Below are 20,393 nucleotides of genomic sequence, written 5' to 3'. Positions count from 1 at the left end.
TCTCCTGTCCGGGCGGATCAGCGCAGCTTGATGCTGCCGCCGTCCGCCATCAATGTCTGTCCGGTCATGTACCGCGAATCTTCGGACGCGAGGAACACCGCGACGGGCGCGATGTCGGTCTCGGGATCGCCGATCCGCTGGAGCGGAATCTTCGCCACGGACGCGGCGGCGCGGTCGGGGAATCGTTCCTGCCAGGCGAGGACGCCCTCGGTGGCGGCGAACGGGCAGATCACGTTCACCCGGATCTGATCGGCCGCCCACTCGTTGGCCGCCACCCGGCTGACGCCGCGAATCGCTTCCTTCGCCGCGGCGTACGACGTCTGGGTGGGCATGCCGTCGAGCCCGGACCCGGACGCGAAGTTGATCACCGAGCCCTTCGCCGCCTTCAGCTGTTCGTAGCAGGCCTGCATGAGGTGCACGACCGGATAGAACCCGGTCCGGAACGAGAGGTCGAACATCTCCTGGGTGTGGTCGATCAGCAGTGCCTGCCGCGATGCGTGGGCGTTGTTGACCAGCACGTCCACGGATCCGAACGCTGCGACGGCGGCGTCCCGGATCTGTTCGGCGGACTCGAGCCGGGAGATGTCGACGTTCAGGAAGCGAGCGGACGATCCCAGTTGCTGCTCGAGATCCCGGCCGCGTTCGTCGTCGATGTCGACGAACAGGACGTTGGCGCCCTCGCGGACGAACACCGTGGTCACGGCCCGGCCGATGCCTCCGGCGCCGCCCGTCACGATCGCCGTCTTTCCGTACAGCCTCATCGTGTGCTCCTTCTGCGAGTGTGGCTCAGACACCGGCGGTGTCGCCGGTCGCCAGCGCGACCTTCTCCAATTCGGCGACGCTGAACGCGGCATAGTTCTCGTACGGTCCGCGGCCGGCGAAATAGGGTGTGAGAAGCTCCTCGAGCTCCTCGGGTGAGAACGCGGAACCCGCTGCATCGAAGCGGTTCTCGACCTTCGGTGCCGCCATCAGCGCGACCATCTTGCCGTACACGACGAACACCTGGCCGTTGATCTCGTCGGCGGCGGGGGAGGACAGGTAGCGGACGAGGGTGGCGACCCGTTCGGGGGACAGGGGGTCGAGTCCGGTGTCGGCCGCGTTCTCGCCGAACGCCTCGGCGGTCATGGCCGTCCTGGCGCGGGGACAGATCGCGTTGGCGCGTATCCCGTAGCGGGACAGGCCCTGTGCGGTCGACAATGTGAGTGCGGTGATCCCGGCCTTCGCGGCCGAGTAGTTGGGCTGGCCCGGCGATCCGAACAGGAACGCCTCGGATGATGTGTTGACGATCCGCCCGTATACCGGGCCTCCGGCGGCCTTGCTCGCCTCGCGCCAGTGCACGGCCGCGGCGCGCGAGGTGGCGGCGTGCCCCTTGAGGTGGACGCGGATGACGTCGTCCCAGTCCGATTCGGAGAGGTTGAAAATCATTTTGTCGCGCAGGATTCCGGCGTTGTTGACGAGGATGTCCATCGATCCGAAGGTGCTGACGGCCTCGTGCACGAGGCGTGCGCCCAGCGACCAGTCGGAGACGTCACCGGTCACGGCGGTGGCGCGGCCGCCTGCCGCCGCGATCTCCGCGGCCACCTCGTGTGCGCCGTCGCCCATGTCGTTGACGACGACTGCGGCTCCCGCGGCGGCGAGGGCGAGGGCTTCGGCCCGGCCGAGGCCTGCGCCTGCGCCGGAGACGACGGCGGTGCGTCCGGTGAGGCTGAGTGATTCCGTCATGGGAACTCCTGATTCGCGAGAAGAATTAGATTTCATTCTAGTTGTATCGCATGAACTACTGATCAGTCACTAGAGAAGCGCGATCTAATGGAGGAATGTTTTCTACTTTCCCTGCCGATTCGGCATCGACGACACCGGCTGCGGGCAGGTCTCGGTGAGTGGGAACTGTGGTCGACGTCACTGGGCGGCATGCCAGGTTGGGCGTGCTGATCCTCTCGAATCCCCCGGAGCCACATATGCATAACATGCCCCTGTCCCCAGGTGAGGCGGAGCGCGCACCGCTCTCACGCGGGAGGTCGTTCGTCCTCCTGGCCTTGATCATCCTTCTGGTCGAGGTCATCCCGCTCGCCTACAACTTCGTCACCCCCGCGCTGCCGGAGATCGCGAAACACTTCGGCACCGCGAATGTCGGCTGGGTGATCACGATCGTCACGCTCGTCCTCGCCGCTTCGACTCCGCTCGTCGGCAAACTCGGCGACATCTACGGCAAGAAGCGGATGATGCTCGTGTCCGCCGCGGTGTTCGGCGCCGGTTCGCTACTCGGTGCGCTGGCCCCCAACTTCGAACTCTTCCTCGTGGGCCGCGGACTCCAGGGTGCGGGCATGGCGATCCTCGTGCTCGCCTACGGGCTGATCCGAGACATCCTGCCTCCGTCCATCATTCCCGTGGCCGTGGGATTCGTCGCCACCGGAATGGGGGCCAGCACCATCCTCGGTCCGATCATCGGCGGCTACCTCATCGACCACTTCGGCTACACCGGCGTATTCTGGGCGCAACTCCTCCACGTGGCGGTCGTCGGAATCGCGGTCGCGATCTTCGTTCCCGAGACCACACTGCGGACGCGATCGAGGCTCGACGTGCTCGGCGCGGCCATCCTCGGCCTCGGTGCATTCGTGCTGCTGTTCGGCATCGGCAAGGCCACCACATGGGGTTACACGGCCCCGCAGACGCTTCTGTGCGTGGGCGGCGGTCTCGCCATTCTCGCCGGCTGGCTGCTGTACGAACGCACGCCGAAGGAACCGCTCATCGACCTGCAGATGCTCGGGCACGGACCCGTTGCGAAAACCCTGGCCGCCAGCGGTTTCGTCCAGTTCGTCCTGGTCAGCCATTCGATGCTCATCCCGATGTTCGTGATGACCGATCCCGACCTCGGCCTCGGCTACGGATTCGGAGTCACCGCGCTCGCCGTCGCGATCTACACCGTCCCCACGGGCGTCGTGTCGATGATCGCGGGCCCGGTCGGCGGATACTTCACCCGTCGCATCGGCCCGGCTCCGGTTCTGGTGTTCGGCGGCGCCTCCCTGGCGCTCGGGTCGTTCCTGCTCGCCATCCTGCACGACTCGACCGTCCAGATGATGTTCGGGCAGTTGGTGATCGGCCTCGGACTCGGTTCCGCGTCGGCGACGTTGCCGAATCTCATCATGCGCACCGTGCCCGCGGAGACGCAGGGGATCGCAGGCGGGATGCTCAACCTGTCCGGCTCGCTGGGCAGTGCGATCGGCAGTCAGGTGATGATCGCCATCGTCGCGATCCCCGGTGTCGTGCTGGTGGGACGCGCCGCGCAGTACTCGGAGAGGGGGTTCGTCTACGCCTTCTTCACACTCGCCGTCGCCGGACTGCTGGCATCGGTGATGGGACTTCTCCTCACCCGCAACAAGATCGAGCGTCCGGTCGACGTGGCGTCGCCGAAGACTGAGATGGTCGCCTGACCTCCCTGTCACGCTGACGACACGAGGCCCGCAGCATCTGCGGGCCTCGTGTCGGTGTGGCAGAGCCCGTGCTCAGACGCGCACACCCGCCGCCAGCAGGGTGCGCGCCTCCTCGCGACCGTCGAGCAGCCGATTGACGCGCCGAGTCACCTTCCACTCGCCGTCGATCTTGGCGAGCTCCCACCGGTTGGCGGTGATCCGGTGGACGCGGAACCCGTCGTCGTCGTGAATGATCAACTGCGACTTGCACGTGGCCACCGCGGTGTCACCGTCGACACGCACGTGCCCGGGCTCGAGCATGTGCGCGCAGCCACCGCCGATCCAGCCCTGATGCGCCTGCGACTGCACCATCGCCGTGATGGCCGCGTGCCCGCGCATCACCCCGGTGTCCACGTCGTACACGCCGTCCTCGGTCCACAGCCGCGCGACCGCGTCGGCCGAACCGCTGTCGATGGCGGGACCGTAGGCGGTCATCAGCTCGAGGATGGCGAGCTTGTCTTCGAGTGCGGTGACGCGTTCGGCGAGCGCGCGGACGAGTTCTTCGGTGCCGGTCATGGACGGATCCTGTCTTCGGTTGCGGCGCGGAAGGAGAGGCCGAGTTCGTCGCCCAGAAGCCGGAGGGCCTCCAGTTGTTCGCAGTAGTGGGCTGCGCTCGTGGACGCGAGGGTGGCGCTGACGACGGTCGTGCCGGCGTCGCGTCGTCGTTCGAGGGCGCGGGCGACGGAGTCGCGGGAGCCGATCGGGTCGAGTGGCGCGCCCGCGCTGAGGACCACCTCGAAACCCTCGGGGAGGTCGACCTTGGCGAGTAGCGCGCACGACTCGTCGAGGGACAGGCCGAACGGCACCCATCCATCGCCGAGCGTTGCGGCGCGGCGCAAGGAACGCAGTGTCCGCCCCCCGATCCACAGCGGGACCCGCGGCTGGACGGCATGCGGTTCGACGACGACGCCGTCGAAGTCGTAGAACGTGCCGTGGTACTCGGGCCGGGGTTGCGACAGCGACGCACGGAGCGCCGCGAGGGCGTCGTCGGCGCGGGCGCCCCGGTCGTCGAAGTGGGCGCCGAGCAGGTCGAATTCCTCGCGCAGGCTGCCCACGCCCAGGCCGAGCACGAGCCGGCCGCCGCTGACGACGTCGAGCGTGCCGTAGCGCTTCGCGATCGCGAGGGGGTGGTGATAGCCGAGTACCAGAACCTGGGTGGCGAGGCGGATGCCGGTGGTCTGGGCGGCGAGGAACCCGAGGGTGGCGAGCGGGTCCCAGTAGGTGCCGCCGCGCTCGACCGCGACGTCGGTGGGCACGGCGACGTGCTCGCTGCAGGTGAGGTGGTGGTAGCCGAGGCGGTCGGCCGTGCGGGCGATCGCGGTCAACTCCGCGATGCCGGCGCCGAGTTCCCAGTCCGCGCGGACGGCGGGGTGCGCGATGACGATGGGCGGCGCGATTCCTATGTGCATCAGTTCGTTACTCCGCTGTCGGGGGTCGGTCTGTCGTCACCGTTGTAGTGGAGGCGCCCGGTGGGCGCGCGGGCGTTCCCGGTGACCGGACGCGGCGATTGTCCGATTTCTTCCCCGCGGCGGGCACGGCTGGTACATTTTAAGAATTCATTTCAATTTTTGTCGGGCGTATGCGTGTGACCAGGATATTTGGAGGCGTCGATGACTGTCGTCGATTCGGATGATGCACTGTCGGTACCCGCTGCGAAGAAGGATCTGCCACCGTCGATGGTCGAGCGGATGACGCTGATCCTCGACGCGTTCGACGGCCGGACGTCGCGCCTGACCCTCGAGGAGGTCGCGTGCCGCACCCGCCTGCCGCGGTCCACGGTGCACCGCATCCTCGACCAGCTGGTCCGCCTCGACTGGGTGGACCACGCGAGCTTCGGTTACTGCCTCGGACGGCGCGCGATGGGGCTCGGCGGCGGCGACAACGGTCACAGCCAGGTTCGGGCCGCGGCGGCCCCGCTGCTGCACGAACTGCACATGCAGACCGGCTTGGTGGTGCACCTGGCCGTGCTGGACGGCGCGGAGAGCGTGTACCTGGACAAGGTGGGCGGCCGGATGGCCGCGAGCCTGCCGTCGCGGGTGGGTGGGCGCGTGCCCGCCTACACGACCGCGGGCGGCAAGGCGATGCTGGCGTGGGTCGACCCGGAGCGGGTCGACAGCATGTACGGGCCGCGGCTCAACCGGAGCACGGACCGCACGATCACCGAACTGTCCACGCTGCACCAGGAACTCAACCGGATCCGGCAGCGCCGCGGACTCGCGTTCGAGCGTGGGGAGGCGGTGCGCGGAATCGGGTGTGTCGGTGTCGCGGTCCGCAGCGCCGACGGGCCGGTGGCCGGCATCTCGCTGTGCGGCGACGCGCGCACCGTCCAACTCGAACGCGTCGCCCCGCTCGTCGTCGACGCCGCCCGGGAAGTCACCCGGACGCTCCACCCCGAACTGGGAACACCCCGCCGCGGCCGCCGGACCCCGGAGATCCCGGACAGCTCGTGGTCGACCGAGACCCTGGACCAGCTCCTCGCGGTGCAGTCCGGGCAATGGCTGTAGCGCCCGTGCGCGCGTGACGAGTCTCCGGACTCGTTACGCGCGCACGGGCCGCGGAGCGGCGTCGAGGCCGAAACCGCCCCGGAAGAACACCATCGGACGCTCCTCGCAGACCGATTCGAGTTCCAGGACCCGTCCGATCACCACGTCGTGGTCGCCGGCGGTGTGCACCGACTGCACGTCCGCGTGCACGCGCACGAGAACCCCGGGCAGCGACGGCGTCGACCACCGCGACGGCTCCCAGGACAGGCCGTCGAACTTGGAACCCCGGCGCGAGCCGAACCGGAAGCAGAGGTCCGTCTGATCCTCGCGCAGCACGTTGATCGTGAAACGCCCCGACCGCCGGATGCGCGGCCATGCCCGCCCGCGGTGATCGGCACAGAACAGGATCAACGGCGGCTCCAGGGACACCGACGCGAACGACTGACACGTGAAACCCACCGGACCTTCCGTGTCGAGGCCGGTCACCACCGTGACCCCGCTGGCGAATTGGCCGAGGGCACGGCGCATCTCGTCCGGTGACGGTGCGTCCGAGCGTGTCCCGGGCTGGGTGCCGGCCGGTTCGGTTGCCATCAGACCGCCTCCGATTGCTCTTCCGTCGCCGACCCGTTCGACGATCGTCCCCGAGGCTAGGGACGGCGCCGAACGGTCACGAGATGCCGTCTCGGTCAGTGGAAATCCCCGGCCGATGGCTGCGCGAGCAGGGCGATGTCTCGCTGACCGGGATCGCTTCTGTCCGAGCCGGGAGCGCGCTGGCAACGTGACCGACCATGACGACTGACTCGAGTTACGAGGGCACCCTGAAGGAGCTGAAGACCGACCTCGGCGTGCTTCGCTACCACGAGGCCGGCGACGGCCCGCCCCTCCTGCTGCTGCACGGCTCCGGCCCCGGTGTGACGGGGTGGCGCAACTTCCGCGGCAACCTCGGCGTCTTCGCCGAGCACTTCCGCACCTTCGTCCTGGAATTCCCGGGATTCGGGGTCAGCGACGACTTCGGCGGCCATCCGATGCTCACCGCAGGCGACGCCGTGCTCCGCTTCCTCGACGGGATCGGACTCGACGAGGTCGCGATGCTCGGAAACTCGATGGGCGGCATCGTCGCCACCCAGTTCGCCATCGCGCACCCCGACCGGGTCGCCAAGCTGATCACCATCGGCGGCATCGGCAGGAACCTCTTCAGCCCCGGCCCCGGTGAGGGCATCAACCTCCTGATGGAGTTCACGGACGACCCCACCCGGGAGCGACTGATCGCGTGGCTGCACTCGATGGTGTTCGACCCCGCGATGGTCACCGAGGAACTGATCGAGGAACGCTGGACGCAGGCCACCGATCCCGAGACCCTCGCCAGCGCCCGCAAGATGTACAGCAGGGCGGCGTTCGAGGCCGGCGCCCGGGCCGCACTCGAGTCCGATGCGGCCCCGTACTGGGCTCAGCTGCACAAGGTGAAGGCGCCGACACTGCTCACCTGGGGTCGCGACGACCGGGTCAGCCCGCTGGACATGGCGATCATCCCGATGCGGTCGATTCCGCGGGCGGAACTGCACGTGTTCCCGAACTGCGGGCACTGGGCGATGATCGAGCAGAAGACGGCGTTCGAGAGCGCCGTCCTCGCCTTCCTGCTCCGCAAGGACGGCAGCGGGCGATGAGCGGCACCGAAGAGAACTTCGACACCACAGTCGATTTCCTCGTCGTCGGCAGCGGTGGCGGCGGCATGGCCGCGGCGATCACCGCGGCCGACCGGGGACTCGACACCCTCGTCATCGACAAGGGCGCCACGTTCGGCGGATCCACCGCCATCTCCGGCGGCGGCATCTGGATTCCCAACGCCCCCACACTGCGGGAGAAGGGTGTGATCGATTCGCGGGAGTCGATCCGCCGCTACCTCGACATCATCACCGAGGGCACGGTTCCCGCCGACCGTCTCGACGCGTTCGTCGACAAGGGCCCCGAGCTGATGGAACTGCTCGACCGCAGCCCGCACATGAAGCTCTACTGGGTGAAGGGCTACTCCGACTACCACCCGGAGTACGACGGCGGCCGTCCGCTCGGACGCACCATCGAATGCACGCCGTTCGACACCCGGGCGCTGAAGGAGGACGAGCAGTACCAGCGTCCGAACAGCATGAAGGGCCCGCTGGGACTGTGGGTCACGTCCAAGGACTACCACGACCTCGCCATGGTCAAGCGCACGTGGACTGGCCGCAAGGCATCACTGGTCGCGGCGTGGCGGGTGGCATCCAACGTGATCCGCCGACGGCACATGGCCACCGGCGGACGCGCACTCGTGGCGCGGATGCGGATGGTTCTCAAGGACGCCGGGGTTCCGCTGTGGCTGAAGACGTCGATGACGGAACTGATCGTCGACGGCACCGGAGCGGTCGTCGGTGTTCTCGCCGAACGTGACGGACGGACGGTCCGGATCGGTGCCCGTCGCGGCGTGCTGCTCGCGACCGGCGGGTTCGACCACAACCAGGACATGCGCGCGAAGTACCTGCCCAGGCACGGCGTCCCGGACGTCAGTGCCGGTGCCCGGGAGAACACCGGCGACGGCATCGTCGCCGGCCAGAAGCTCGGCGCCGCAGTCGACCTCATGGACGACGCGTGGTGGATGCCGTCGGTGTTCCACCCGATGGGCGCCGTGATCCCGCTCGTGTCGGAGCGGTGCATTCCGCCGTCGGTGATCGTCAACGGCCGCGGTGAACGCTTCACGAACGAGTCGTCGCCGTACGTGAACTTCGTCCACGACCAGCTCGACGGCGGCCACGTCCCGGCGTGGTTCGTGATGGACGGCAAGGCGAAGTCGCGGTACCCGTTCGCGCAGGTGCTGCCGGGTGTGCCGTTCCCGCAGGGGTTCTACGACTCCGGAGTCGTGCACAAGGCGGACACCGTGCGTGACCTCGCCGACGCGATCGGCGTCAAGGCCGACACCCTGGTCGCGACCATCGACCGGTTCAACGGCTTCGCCCGCACCGGCAAAGACGAGGACTTCGGCCGCGGCGACAGCGCGTACGACCGCTACTACGGCGACCCGACGATGAAGAACCCGTGCCTCGACGAGATCGTCCAGGGACCGTTCTACGCGATCCGGTGCGAGGCCGGCGACCTGGGCACCAAGGGCGGCCTCGTCACCGACGCCGACGCGCGGGTGCTCCGCGAGGACGGCTCCGTCATCGACGGCCTGTACGCCACCGGCAACACGTCGGCGTCGGTGATGGGCAACGAATACGCCGGTGCGGGCGCGACCATCGGTCCCGCCATGGTGTTCGGCTACATCGCCGCGCTGCACGTCGCCCACGTGAGTGGCAAGGCGTCCCCGGGCACACGACAGCACTCACGTGCGGGAGAGGTGGCGTGATGCTGAGCGATGCCCAACGACTGTCCGCCGCACACCTCCTGCGGAACGCCGAACAGGACCGTGCGCCGATCGACCCGTTGACCACCGTGTTCCCGGGGATCGACGTCGTCGACGCCTACGAGATCGCGCTGATCAACATCCGGGCGCGGCTGGGCGCGGGGGAGACGGTGTACGGCCACAAGGTCGGGCTGTCGTCCGAGGTCATGCAGAAGATGATGGGTGTCGACGAACCCGACTACGGGCATCTGCTGTCGAGCATGGTGTACGCCGAGGGGACGCCGATCGACACCGCCCGGTTCTGCTACCCGCGCATCGAGGTGGAGATCGGATACGTCCTCGGCGAGACCCTGCCGGGGGAGGGATGCACCGAGGCGGACGTGCTGGCGGCCACCGAATACATCGTTCCCAGCATCGAACTGATCGACTCACGCATCACCGACTGGAAGATCGGGCTCGCCGACACGATCGCCGACAACGCGTCCTCGGCCGGGGTGATCCTCGGCGCCGGACGGGTGGAACCGGCGAACGTCGACATCGGCGGGATCTCCGCCGTGCTGTTCCAGGGCGAGGAGGAGATCGCGCGGGGCGAGGCGTCGGCGGTGCTCGGCAATCCCACGAAGGCCGTCGCCTGGCTGGCCCGGAAGGTCGCGAGCTTCGGAGTGCGACTCGAGGCCGGGCACGTGATCCTGCCCGGCTCGTGCACCCGCGCGATCGACGCCCGGCCCGGCGACGTGTTCCGCGCCGATTTCAGTGACATCGGTTCCGTATCAGTAGAATTCAAGTAAAGGCGACAACTGTGACCAAGGCTATCGCCGCGATCGTCGGATCCGGCAACATCGGCACCGACCTCCTGTACAAGCTCCTCCGCTCGGAGATCATCGAGCCCCGCTGGATGATCGGCGTCGACCCGGACAGCGAGGGACTGAAACGCGCCGCGGACCGGGGTGTGACCGCCAGCGCCGAGGGCGTCGACTGGCTGCTCGCCCAGGACGAGCGCCCCGACATCGTCTTCGAGGCCACGTCCGCCTACGTGCACCGGGTGAACGCACCCCGTTACCGGGAACTCGGCATCCAGGCCGTCGACCTCACCCCCGCCGCGCTCGGACCCGCTGTGGTGCCCGCCGTGAACATGGGCGAGCACCGGACCGCGCCGAACGTCAACCTCATCACGTGCGGCGGCCAGGCGACCATCCCGATGGTCCACGCCGTCTCCCGGATCACCGAGGTGGCGTACGCCGAGATCGTCGCCAGCGTCGCGTCGCCGTCCGCAGGCCCGGGCACACGCGCGAACATCGACGAATTCACGATCACCACGAGTCGGGGCATCGAGACGATCGGCGGGGCGAAGAAGGGCAAGGCGATCATCATCCTGAACCCCGCCGAACCGCCGATGTTCATGAAGGACACCGTGTTCTGCTCCATTCCCGCCGACGCCGACCGGGACGCGATCACCGCGTCCATCCACGACGTCGCGGCATCCGTGCAGGCGTACGTCCCCGGCTACCGTCTGCGCGCCGAACCGCAGTTCGACGACCCGACGCCGATCAGCGGTGGCCTCGCCCGGGTCGGCATCTTCCTCGAGGTCGAGGGAGCGGGCGACTTCCTGCCGCCCTATTCCGGCAACCTCGACATCATGACCGCCGCCGCCACCAAGGTCGGCGAGAGCTTCGCGACGCAGATCCTCGGCGCAAGCGTCTGAGCGCGTCCGCCCCAATCACTCTTCGAAGGAATACCGATGCCTTACAGTGCTGATCTCGACATCCGGGTGACGGACTCGTCCCTGCGCGACGGCTCCCACGCCAAGCGACACCAGTTCACCGTCGAACACGTCCGCTCGATCGTCGGGGCGCTCGACGCCGCCGGGGTCCCGGTCATCGAGGTCACCCACGGCGACGGACTCGGCGGTTCCTCGTTCAACTACGGCTTCAGCCACACCCCGGAGCAGGAGCTGATCAAGGCCGCTGTGGAGACGGCGGAACAGGCCAGGATCGCGTTCCTCATGCTCCCCGGACTGGGTGTCCAGTCCGACATCCGTGAGGCCGCGGACAACGGCGCGAGCATCTGCCGCATCGCCACGCACTGCACCGAGGCCGACATCTCCGTGCAGCATTTCGGTCTCGCTCGCGAACTCGGGCTGGAGACGGTCGGCTTCCTGATGATGTCGCACAGCCAGCCGCCGGAGGTACTGGCCGCACAGGCCCGGATCATGGCCGACGCCGGCTGCCAGTGCGTGTACGTGGTGGACTCGGCCGGGGCGCTGATCCTGAACGCCGTCAGCGACCGCGTGTCCGCCCTGGTCGCCGAACTCGGTGACGACGCGCAGGTCGGCTTCCACGGGCACGAGAATCTCGGGCTCGGTGTCGCCAACTCGGTGCTCGCTGTCGAGGCCGGCGCCCTGCAGATCGACGGCTCGACCCGGCGTTTCGGTGCGGGCGCGGGCAACACCCCGGTCGAGGCATTCGCCGCCGTGACCGAGAAGCTCGGAATCCGCACCGGCATCGACACTCTGAAGATCATCGACGCCGCAGAGGACGTCGTCCGGCCGATCATGGACGGCGACTGCCTGCTCGACCGGCTGTCGCTGACTATGGGCTACGCGGGTGTCTACTCCAGCTTCCTCAAGCATGCCGATTCGCACGCCCGCCGGTACGGGGTGTCCGGTGCGGAGATCCTCATCGAGGCCGGTCGACGCAAGCTCGTCGGCGGTCAGGAGGACCAGCTGATCGAGATCGCCCTCGGTCTCGCAGACCGGAAGTCCGCGAGTTCCGCAGTCGCCGAGAAGAAGTCCGCCTAGGCGTTTCGCCGGGCACCGACACCAGAAAGCCGAGATCATCATGGGCCAGGTTCTTGACCGGATCGAACAGTACGCGGACGAGATCCGCGCGGAAGGCGCCGAGGGCGACAAGCTGATGCGCCTGTCCGACACCTCCGCGAAACGGTTGCGCGACTCCGGCGTGATGCGGATGCTGCAGCCCAAGGAGTACGGCGGCTACGAATCGCATCCGCGTGAGTTCGCGGAGACCGCGATGGGCATCGGCGCCATCGACGGGGCCGCGGGCTGGGTGAGCGGCATCGTCGGCGTCCACCCGTGGGAACTGGCGTTCTTCGACCGCAAAGCGCAGGACGAGGTGTGGGGCGAGGATTCCGACATGTGGATGGCCTCGCCGTATGCCCCGATGGGGGTCGCGACGCCCGTCGACGGCGGCTACGTTCTCAACGGTCGGTGGTCGTTCTCGTCGGGCACCGACCACTGCGGGTGGATCATGATCGGCGCCGCGGTCGGTGACCGGGACGGCAACCGGGTGATGCCACCGAAGATCCTGCACGTGCTGCTCCCGCGCTCGGACTACGACATCGACCAGGACAGCTGGAACGTCGTCGGGTTGCGCGGCACCGGGTCCAAGGACCTGATCGTGAAGGACGCGTTCATCCCGCAGCACCGGACGCTGGCCGCCGACAAGGTGTTCGACGGCTCCGCGCCGAAGGAGTTCGGCCGCACCCAGACGCTCTACAACTTCCCGTTCTCGTGCATCTTCCCGCTCGGCATCACGTCGTCGTTGATCGGCATCGCCGAGGGCGCGCTGGCCTGCCACCTGAATGCGCAGCGTGAACGTGTCACCGTGTCGGGTACCGCGATCAAGGACGACCCGTACGTGCTGTTCGCGATCGGCGAGGCGGCGGCGGAGATCGCGGCGTCGCGCGCGGCGATCCTCGAGACGGTCGACCGGTTCTGGGACCTGACCGAGAAGGGCCAGGACGTCTCGTTCGAACTCCGCTCCATCGGCCGCCGCACGCAGACGGCCGCCGCGTGGCGGGCGGTGCGCGCCGTGGACGAGATCTTCGCCCGCTCCGGTGGCGGTGCGCTCCAACTGAAGACACCCCTGCAGCGCTTCTGGCGGGACGCCCACGCGGGCCTCTCGCATGCCATCCACGTGCCGGGATCGATCTTCCATTCCTCGGCCCTGACCCAGCTCGGCGGAGAACCTCAGGGTATCCACCGCTCGATGATCTAGGCGCTCCGCGCCCGTGCGTGGTTAGCGAGTCCAGAGACTCGTCAACCACGCACGGGCGGCGGAGCCGCCTTCAGGAAAGGACTTTCACATGACCGACATTCGAGGACTCGGCTACCTCAGGATCCAGACGAAGGACGTGCCCCGCTGGCGTGAGCTGGTGGTGGACGGGCTCGGCATGGCCGAGGGTTCCGGCCCCGAGCCCGACGGCCTGTACCTGCGCGTCGACGAGCGGCGGTCGCGGCTGATCGTCCTCCCCGGTGACACGGACACGGCACTCGCGGTGGGGTGGGAGGTGCGCGACCAGTTCGCTCTCCAGCGGGTGCGGGAGCAGGTGGAGAAGTCGGGTGTCACGGTCGACGTCCTGTCCGAGGAGGAATCGCGCTACCGCGACGCCGAGCAGGTGATCGCGTTCGACGATCCGTCCGGCACACGGGTGGAGGTGTTCTTCGGGCCCGTGCTCGACCACAGTCCGGTCGTCACCCCACACGGCGGGCGGTTCGTCACCGGCGCACAGGGTCTGGGGCACGTGGTCCTCCCGACGCCGGCATTCGAAGAGGCCTACACGTTCTACACCGAGGTGCTGGGTTTCCTGCCCCGCGGGGCGATCCGGCTCGGGCCGGCCGACGCCCCGGGACCGGCCCGCCGGGTGCGGTTCATGGGCGTCAACCAGCGCCATCACAGCCTCGCGTTGTGCCCTGCGCCGCACAGCGGCGAACCCGGGATGGTGCATCTGATGACGGAGGTCGACACGCTCGACGCCGTCGGCCAGGCGCTCGACCGGCTCGGCAAGCTCGGCTTCTCCATCTCGTCGACCCTCGGCCGCCACACCAACGACCGCATGGTGTCGTTCTACGTGCGTGCCCCCGGCGGCTGGGACCTCGAGTTCGGCACCGAGGGGATGCTCGTCTACGAGACGCACTACACCGCCGAGGAGATCACGGCGGACAGCTACTGGGGTCACGACTGGTCGGGTTCCGAGCCGCTGGCGGCGTTCTCGTGATGTCGTCGCGCGCCGGGATCGGAGCGGTGGCCGCGCTCGTCATTCTCGGTGGAACCGCCTGTTCCACTGCGACATCCGAGACGGCGGCCGACCCGGCGGCGCTCCGGCCGGGCCAGCTTCTCTCGTCCCGCGCCGTCGCGGACGGTCCCGCACTGCCGAGCGCCGGACGGAACGAGATCATCACCTACGCGTCGCAGGACGGCAACGGCGACCCCGTGGTGGTGTCGGGGACCGTGTCGATTCCCCGCACGCCGGCACCCGAGGGTGGGTATCCCGTGATCAGCTGGGCGCACGGCACGACCGGAGTCGCGGACGCCTGCGCCCCGTCCACGGATTTCGTGGGCGGCCCTGCCCACGGCTATCTATCCGGGGTGAACGCGTCCCTCGACGATTGGGTCGCCAAGGGATACGCGGTGGTGAGCACGGACTACCAGGGTCTGGGCACGCCGGGTATCCATCCGTACATCAACGGTGACACGGAGACGAACGCCGTCGTGGACATTGTCCGCGCCGCCGGCGCGATGGATCCGGCTGTCGGCCCGACGTGGTTCGTGATCGGCCACAGCCAGGGCGGGCAGGCGGCGTTGTTCACCGCGGCGCAGGGCGGGGAGCGCGCCCCGGAACTGCATCTCGGTGGTGCCGTGGCGATCGCCCCGGGCAACGGGCTCGACCAGACGCCGCAGTACTTCCGCTCGGGTGTTCCGGGTATCGAAGCGGCCGAGGCGTTCCTCCCGCTGATCCTCCTCGGAGCCCAGGCGGCCGACCCCGCGATCGACCCGTCGGCGTTGCTGACGGAGCAGGCGCAACCGCTGGTGACGGCGGCGCGGACCGGGTGCATCGACGACATCCGGAAGGTGCCACCCGTGCCCGCCGGTCAAGTGTTCCGTCCCGACGCCGACCTGAGACCGCTGACGGACTACCTGGCCCGCCAGGAGCCGTCGCGAGTCCACGTGCAGGTGCCGACGCTGGTCGCGCAGAGCTCCGGCGACCTGGTGGTGAGCAAACCGTCGACGGACCTGATGGTGAAGACGTTGCAGGACAACGGAAACGAACTCACGTATCGGACGTACGAGGGTGCGGACCATCGCGGAACGATCGGGGTGTCGCAGAAGGACGCGCAGGATTTCGTCGCCGGGATCCTTGCTCGCTGAGGATGCCGGGACCTCACCCTGACCACCGGCCGTCACCAGCGTGTTGACAACAGAGTGTTGATTGTGTGGGGTGGTCGGGTGACCATCGAGGGTTCGGCGCAGGCTGTCCGGCAGCGGCTGAACCGGGTTCGTGCTCGGGCCGGCGACCGTGACGCGGAGGCCTGAGCGGTGCCGCTCGTCCCGCTGCCGGACGCGTCCGAGCGTTGCGGTGGCAAGGCCCGCAACCTCGGCCTGCTGCTACGTGCCGGATTCCGGGTGCCCGCAGGATTCGTGATCCCCGATCCGCTCGGCGATCCCGGGTGGGAGCGGGAGATCGAGGCCGGACTGCGCCGTCTCGGTCCGGGTCCGGTCGCGGTGCGCTCGTCCGCTCTCGCGGAGGACGGCCTGGAGTCGTCGTTCGCCGGACAGCTGGCGACGACGCTCGGGGTCACCACCGCCGCCGAGGTGATCGAGGCGGTGCATCGCAGCGCCTCCTCCGGCTCCTCGCCCGAGGGCGTCGCGTATGCGAATCGCACACATCGGGACGCCCTCGCGACGGCCGGGGTGATCGTGCAGGTGATGGTGCAACCCGAGACGGCCGGAGTCATGTTCACCCGGCACCCGGTCACCGGGGCCGAGCAGGTGGTGATCGAGGCGGCGAGGGGCCTGGGCGACGCAGTCGCGGCCGGGACCGTCACTCCGGAGTCCTACCTGGTCGACGGTGTACACGTGCAGACAGCGAGGCACCGGGGCGGGCAACTGCTGTCCACTGCCCGGGCCTGCGCCCTCGCTGCTCTGGGACGTGACATCGAGAATCTGTTCGGGCAACCGCAGGACATCGAGTGGGCGATCGCCGGCGACGAAACCTGGGTCCTGCAGGCTCGCCCGATCACGACCGCTCCCACCACCGCACCGCCAGTGCGAGCAACGCCGGGCGAGGTGCTGCTGACAGGCATCGCAGCCAGCCCGGGCACCGCCGTCGGGCCTGCGCGGATCATCGGCAGCCTGGACGACTTCGCCCGCTTCCGTCCGGACGACGTGCTGGTCTGCCGTACGACCTCGCCGGCGTGGACCCCGCTCCTGGCTCGCGCGTGCGCGGTGGTCACCGAGACGGGCGGGATGCTGGCGCACGCCGCGATCGTGGCCCGCGAGTTCGGCATCCCGGCGGTCCTGGCGGCGCCGGGGGCCATGACCGCACTGGCCGAGGGCCGGCTGGTCCGCGTCGACGGCACCCGCGGGCACGTCGGCACCGCCACCGGGATCGGTGGGCGGAACTGATGTCGCACCGCACACCGACGGACATCCTGGTGCTGCACGCCGTGCGGATCCTGGGCTACGCGGAGACCGACCGCATCGCCGCCCGGTTCGCCCTGCCTGCAGGACTGGCCGCCGAGCACCTGCTCGACGCCGAGGCGCGTGGATTGGTCACCCACATCGCCTTCGCCGGGGACAGCGGATGGTCCCTGACCGAAGCCGGGAAGGTCCACGGCGAGCGACTGCTCGCCGCCGAGCTCGACCGATGCGGAACCCGCGCCGTGGTGGTGCGGGTCCACCGGGACTTCCTGCCGCACAACGTCGCCGTGGCGGACAGTTGCACCGCCTGGCAGTTGGCCGAGATCGGCCTCGGCGAGGCGACCGTGACCATCGGCGAGACGATCTCCCGGCTGGGGACCGCGGCGGACGCCCTCGCCGAACTCGAGGCGCGCCTGGTCGCCGGCATGGACCGGTTCGCCGGGTATCACCAGCGGTTCGCCGGCGCCGTCGAGCGGGCGGGCACCGAGCCGGCCTGGATCACCGCAACCGACCGCGACTCCTGCCACCGCGTCTGGTTCGAGTTCCACGAGGACCTCATCGCTTCCCTCGGCCTGACCCGATGACACGGCTAGTCTCGAACTATGGGCCTACGACTGCGCGACAGCATCGGACGTCAGCTGCGCGAGCTTCGCTACGAGCCGACGGCGAAGCGGATTCGTGCGGTGCTGAACGGGACCACGGTGGTCGACAGTGACCGTGCGATCCTGGTCTGGGAGCCGCGGCGCGTCGTTCCCGCGTACGCGGTGCCGGCGGAGGACATCGACGCGGAGTTGTCGCCGGAGCCAACGGGTTCGGTGCCGGCGGGGGAGACCGGCGACGTCGGCTTCGCCCTGCCGGACGTGACGACGATGCCGGTGCTCGATCCGCGGGTGCCGTTCTCGGTGCACAGCACGGAAGGGGAGCCCGTTGCGATCCGCACCGGCGCCGGGTACGCCCGGGGGTTCCGGCCCGGAGACCAGGACCTGACCGGGTACGTGGTGCTCGATTTCGACGGCTTCGACCGCTGGCTCGAGGAGGACGACGAGATCGTCGGACATCCGCACGACCCGTTCCAGCGCATCGACGTTCGCCGCACGTCCCGGCACATCCGGGTGATGCTGGGCGACACCCTCCTCGCCGACACCCGGCGGGCGAAAATGCTGTTCGAAACACTGCTGCCGGTCCGCTACTACCTGCCGGCCGGCGACGTCGTCGCGGAACTGCAACCGAGTGCGACGACGTCGTACTGCGCCTACAAGGGCGAGGCCGCCTACCGGTCCGCGGTCACCGCCGGCGGAGTGCTTCACGACATCGCGTGGCGATACGACGAGCCCCTCGTCGACGCGTCGGAAGTTCGGGGGCTCGTGGCCTTCTTCGACGAGCGGCTCGATCTGGTCGTCGACGGTGTGGCCCGCCCTCGGCCGGTGACTCCCTGGTCCTAGGTCTCCTCGCCGGCACCGGTGTCGGTGCGCCCGAGGACGACCTCGAGCGCACGGGCCTCGTGCGCGTGCCCGAGCAATTCGTATCCGACGACCGTGACGACCGGTGCCAGCATCACCACGATCAGACACCACGCCATCGACACGCCTTGCGCCGCCAGCACCAGTGCGAGCGCGATCGTGGCCGCGGTCAGGACGAGGAGCAGGACGTGGAATGGATCGGGCACCCGCAGCAGATACGTGTACAGCGCGTAGACGCCCAGAAGGAAGATCGCGACGGGCGCGGCGACGGAGAGCACCGTCGCCGTCCCGCCGATATGGGAGGCGTGTTCGATGTAATACGCCGCCACGTGTAGTCCGGCCCCCACCGCGGCCAGCGACGCGAAGAGCGCGATGTGGCTGTAACCCCAGACGAACGACCGGCTGCGGTACACCTCGAGCACCTCGGCCGACGGCAGGGTGTAGTACACCCACCACAGTCCGAACGTGAGTCCGATGCCCGCCACCGCGACGAGTACCGCGTCCAATGTCCAGCCCTGGTGTTCGACCACGGCGGACAGTGATGCCACGGTGCCGATCACACCCTCGCCGAGTGTGATGATGACGAGCAGGCCGTGACGCTCGACGATGTGGTGTGCGTGCCAGGGCGTTCCGCCCTTGTACCGTTCGGCGATGACGGGGCTGGTCAGCTCGACGAGTATGAGTATCGCGCCGAGGCCGAACGCGTATTCGACGGTGAGGGGAGCGATCACCAAGGCGACCCAGCCGATCTGCGCGATGACGAGCGTCGTGGCGTACGTCAGTGACGCGGAACGGTGCTCGGGGTCGTGTTTGGCGGCGCGCAGCCATTGGAACACCATGGCGACCCGCATGACGATGTAGCCGGACACCATCACGGAATTGTCGAGTTCGACTCCACGGTCGATGGACGCGAACATCGGAGGCATACCGAGCGCCAGGATGACGACGCCGATCATCTGGATCATGGTGGTGACCCGGTAGATCCAGTCGTCGGTGTCGTAGGCCGACGCGAACCAGGAGAAGTTGATCCACGCCCAGATGATGGAGAACATCGCGAACGCGAATCCCGCCAGCCCGGCGGCGACGTGTCCTTCGGCGACGAGGTGCGCGAACTGATCGCCCGCGACACCGAACGCGACGACGAACGTCAGGTCGAACAGCAGCTCCAACGGCGTTGCCGCACGGTGCTCCTCGTGTGGATCACGCCCGACCATCCTCTGGACACGGTGGGCGAGGTTCCTGCTGTTCGGTGCCGGTTGTCCGGGCGCGTTCACGGCGGTCCGCTACGGAGTTCCCTGGTCTGCCTGCACCACGAGGTCCGCGACCGCGCCGGGCTGGGACACCAGGACGGCGTGCGACGCCGGGATTTCCGTGATCCGGGCTCCCGCGCGCGTGGCCATGAACCGCTCCGCCGCCGCCGGAATCACACGATCGTTCTGAGCGACCAGGGCCCAGCTCGGTGTCGACGCCCACGACGGATCGGCGGTCGGTTCGAGGTTCGCGACGAGCGCCGCCGACTTCTGGTGCGCGATCATGCCTGCGACCGTGGCGTCCGGGACGTCCTGTGCGAACACGTCGTGGAAGCGGCCGGGATCGATGTAGCCGTCGAGGTTTCTCCCTGCGATTCCGGTGGGATCGTTCTCGACCACCTTCACCTGCAGCACCGGCGGGAGCAGCTGGCTGCCGGGGAACCGGATCGGGTCGAGGTTCAGCATGACCGGCTCGCCCTGTGCCGGGGCGAATGCCGCCACGTAGACGAGGGCCTCGACGTTCGGCGAATGCACATTGGTGATGACCGCGCCCCCGTACGAGTGACCGACGAGGACCACCGGTCCCGGGATGTCCGCGAGCACCTTCTCGATGGCGGCGGAGTCGTACGCCGGTCCGCGCAACGGGTTGTCCGGGACCACGACTTCATATCCGCGGCCGCGCAGTTCCGCGGCCACCGCATCCCAGCTGGTCGTGTCGGCGAACGCACCGTGGACCAGCACCACCGTCGGCAGATCCTGGGCGAGGGCCGGTCCGGCCCCCACGGTGAGCGTTCCGGCAGCCGCGATCGCGCATGCGGCAACGGCGGTTCGAAGTCGAAGAAGGCGCATCACTCGTCTCCCGAGTCAGGAAAGAACACAGTGGTCAGGGGTGAAGGGGCCTGCGCGCCAGGTGTAGTCGTG

The 20,393-nt window shown here is 68.7% G+C and carries 20 protein-coding genes; 13 read left to right on the top strand and 7 right to left on the bottom strand.

Translation table 11 applies throughout. The annotated features are described in order from the left end of the window. Positions 1–17: 17 nt before the first annotated feature. Positions 18–761: an SDR family NAD(P)-dependent oxidoreductase gene (locus WKC72_RS31550; protein ID WP_370180728.1), complete on the bottom strand. Its 744-nt coding sequence runs from the start codon at positions 759–761 to the stop codon at positions 18–20. Positions 762–786: 25 nt separating this feature from the next. Further along, positions 787–1,722, bottom strand: coding sequence for a 3-oxoacyl-ACP reductase (locus WKC72_RS31545; protein WP_370180727.1), 936 nt, complete (start codon positions 1,720–1,722; stop codon positions 787–789). A gap of 245 nt (positions 1,723–1,967) precedes the next feature. Here WKC72_RS31545 and WKC72_RS31540 point away from each other — a divergent pair, with 245 nt between their 5' ends. Further along, complete coding sequence (locus WKC72_RS31540) at positions 1,968–3,431, top strand: MFS transporter (RefSeq protein ID WP_370180726.1); 1,464 nt, start codon at positions 1,968–1,970, stop codon at positions 3,429–3,431. Between the two features lie 72 nt (positions 3,432–3,503). Here WKC72_RS31540 and WKC72_RS31535 read toward each other — a convergent pair whose 3' ends face one another. Further along, positions 3,504–3,986 carry a nuclear transport factor 2 family protein gene (locus WKC72_RS31535; RefSeq protein WP_037244103.1) on the bottom strand — a complete coding sequence of 161 codons (483 nt, stop codon included), beginning with the start codon at positions 3,984–3,986 and terminating at the stop codon, positions 3,504–3,506. After that, positions 3,983–4,879 (bottom strand): TIGR03619 family F420-dependent LLM class oxidoreductase, encoded by an 897-nt coding sequence (locus WKC72_RS31530; RefSeq protein WP_370180725.1) that lies wholly within the window; start codon positions 4,877–4,879, stop codon positions 3,983–3,985. Before WKC72_RS31530 ends, WKC72_RS31535 begins: the two co-directional genes overlap by 4 nt. Positions 4,880–5,080: 201 nt before the next feature. Between WKC72_RS31530 and WKC72_RS31525 the strand changes: the two genes are divergently transcribed. Further along, positions 5,081–5,974 (top strand): IclR family transcriptional regulator, encoded by an 894-nt coding sequence (locus tag WKC72_RS31525; RefSeq protein ID WP_370180724.1) that lies wholly within the window; start codon positions 5,081–5,083, stop codon positions 5,972–5,974. Positions 5,975–6,007: 33 nt separating this feature from the next. On the opposite strand, the gene WKC72_RS31520 is transcribed toward WKC72_RS31525, so the two are convergent. Then, complete coding sequence (locus WKC72_RS31520) at positions 6,008–6,544, bottom strand: flavin reductase family protein (RefSeq protein WP_370180723.1); 537 nt, start codon at positions 6,542–6,544, stop codon at positions 6,008–6,010. Positions 6,545–6,741: 197 nt separating this feature from the next. Between WKC72_RS31520 and WKC72_RS31515 the strand changes: the two genes are divergently transcribed. From WKC72_RS31515 to WKC72_RS31465, 11 genes are all read left to right on the top strand, one after another. Then, positions 6,742–7,617 carry an alpha/beta fold hydrolase gene (locus tag WKC72_RS31515; protein WP_370180722.1) on the top strand — a complete coding sequence of 292 codons (876 nt, stop codon included), beginning with the start codon at positions 6,742–6,744 and terminating at the stop codon, positions 7,615–7,617. Then, on the top strand, positions 7,614–9,326 hold the full coding sequence (locus WKC72_RS31510) for an FAD-binding protein (RefSeq protein ID WP_112299048.1): 1,713 nt from the start codon (positions 7,614–7,616) through the stop codon (positions 9,324–9,326). The genes WKC72_RS31515 and WKC72_RS31510 overlap by 4 nt, the downstream gene beginning before the upstream one ends. Further along, the gene (locus WKC72_RS31505) at positions 9,326–10,111 is read left to right on the top strand and encodes a 2-keto-4-pentenoate hydratase (RefSeq protein ID WP_037244120.1); all 786 of its coding nucleotides are present in this window, start codon (positions 9,326–9,328) and stop codon (positions 10,109–10,111) included. Before WKC72_RS31510 ends, WKC72_RS31505 begins: the two co-directional genes overlap by 1 nt. Before the next feature lie 11 nt (positions 10,112–10,122). After that, positions 10,123–11,025: an acetaldehyde dehydrogenase (acetylating) gene (locus WKC72_RS31500; RefSeq protein WP_370180721.1), complete on the top strand. Its 903-nt coding sequence runs from the start codon at positions 10,123–10,125 to the stop codon at positions 11,023–11,025. 36 nt (positions 11,026–11,061) lie between these two features. After that, positions 11,062–12,120: a 4-hydroxy-2-oxovalerate aldolase gene (dmpG, locus tag WKC72_RS31495; protein WP_037244124.1), complete on the top strand. Its 1,059-nt coding sequence runs from the start codon at positions 11,062–11,064 to the stop codon at positions 12,118–12,120. 40 nt (positions 12,121–12,160) lie between these two features. Beyond that, on the top strand, positions 12,161–13,339 hold the full coding sequence (locus WKC72_RS31490) for a hydroxylase (RefSeq protein ID WP_370180720.1): 1,179 nt from the start codon (positions 12,161–12,163) through the stop codon (positions 13,337–13,339). A gap of 88 nt (positions 13,340–13,427) precedes the next feature. Continuing rightward, positions 13,428–14,339 (top strand): biphenyl-2,3-diol 1,2-dioxygenase, encoded by a 912-nt coding sequence (bphC, locus tag WKC72_RS31485; protein WP_370180719.1) that lies wholly within the window; start codon positions 13,428–13,430, stop codon positions 14,337–14,339. Further along, the gene (locus tag WKC72_RS31480) at positions 14,336–15,490 is read left to right on the top strand and encodes a S9 family peptidase (protein WP_112299054.1); all 1,155 of its coding nucleotides are present in this window, start codon (positions 14,336–14,338) and stop codon (positions 15,488–15,490) included. Before bphC ends, WKC72_RS31480 begins: the two co-directional genes overlap by 4 nt. Before the next feature lie 168 nt (positions 15,491–15,658). Then, positions 15,659–16,747 (top strand): PEP/pyruvate-binding domain-containing protein, encoded by a 1,089-nt coding sequence (locus WKC72_RS31475; protein WP_370180718.1) that lies wholly within the window; start codon positions 15,659–15,661, stop codon positions 16,745–16,747. Then, positions 16,747–17,346 carry a hypothetical protein gene (locus WKC72_RS31470; RefSeq protein WP_370180717.1) on the top strand — a complete coding sequence of 200 codons (600 nt, stop codon included), beginning with the start codon at positions 16,747–16,749 and terminating at the stop codon, positions 17,344–17,346. The genes WKC72_RS31475 and WKC72_RS31470 overlap by 1 nt, the downstream gene beginning before the upstream one ends. An 18-nt stretch (positions 17,347–17,364) precedes the next feature. Further along, positions 17,365–18,204: a DUF427 domain-containing protein gene (locus WKC72_RS31465; RefSeq protein WP_112299056.1), complete on the top strand. Its 840-nt coding sequence runs from the start codon at positions 17,365–17,367 to the stop codon at positions 18,202–18,204. Here WKC72_RS31465 and WKC72_RS31460 read toward each other — a convergent pair. Both WKC72_RS31460 and WKC72_RS31455 read right to left on the bottom strand, forming a co-directional pair. After that, positions 18,201–19,436 carry a low temperature requirement protein A gene (locus WKC72_RS31460; RefSeq protein ID WP_112299057.1) on the bottom strand — a complete coding sequence of 412 codons (1,236 nt, stop codon included), beginning with the start codon at positions 19,434–19,436 and terminating at the stop codon, positions 18,201–18,203. The two genes, WKC72_RS31465 and WKC72_RS31460, sit on opposite strands and share 4 nt — an antisense overlap. A gap of 69 nt (positions 19,437–19,505) precedes the next feature. Next, complete coding sequence (locus WKC72_RS31455; protein ID WP_037231416.1) at positions 19,506–20,321, bottom strand: alpha/beta fold hydrolase; 816 nt, start codon at positions 20,319–20,321, stop codon at positions 19,506–19,508. Positions 20,322–20,393 lie beyond the last annotated feature (72 nt).

The organism is Rhodococcus wratislaviensis (assembly GCF_041228765.1).
Lineage (GTDB): Bacteria > Actinomycetota > Actinomycetes > Mycobacteriales > Mycobacteriaceae > Rhodococcus_F > Rhodococcus_F wratislaviensis.
This window is presented reverse-complemented; position numbering and strand designations above follow the sequence as displayed.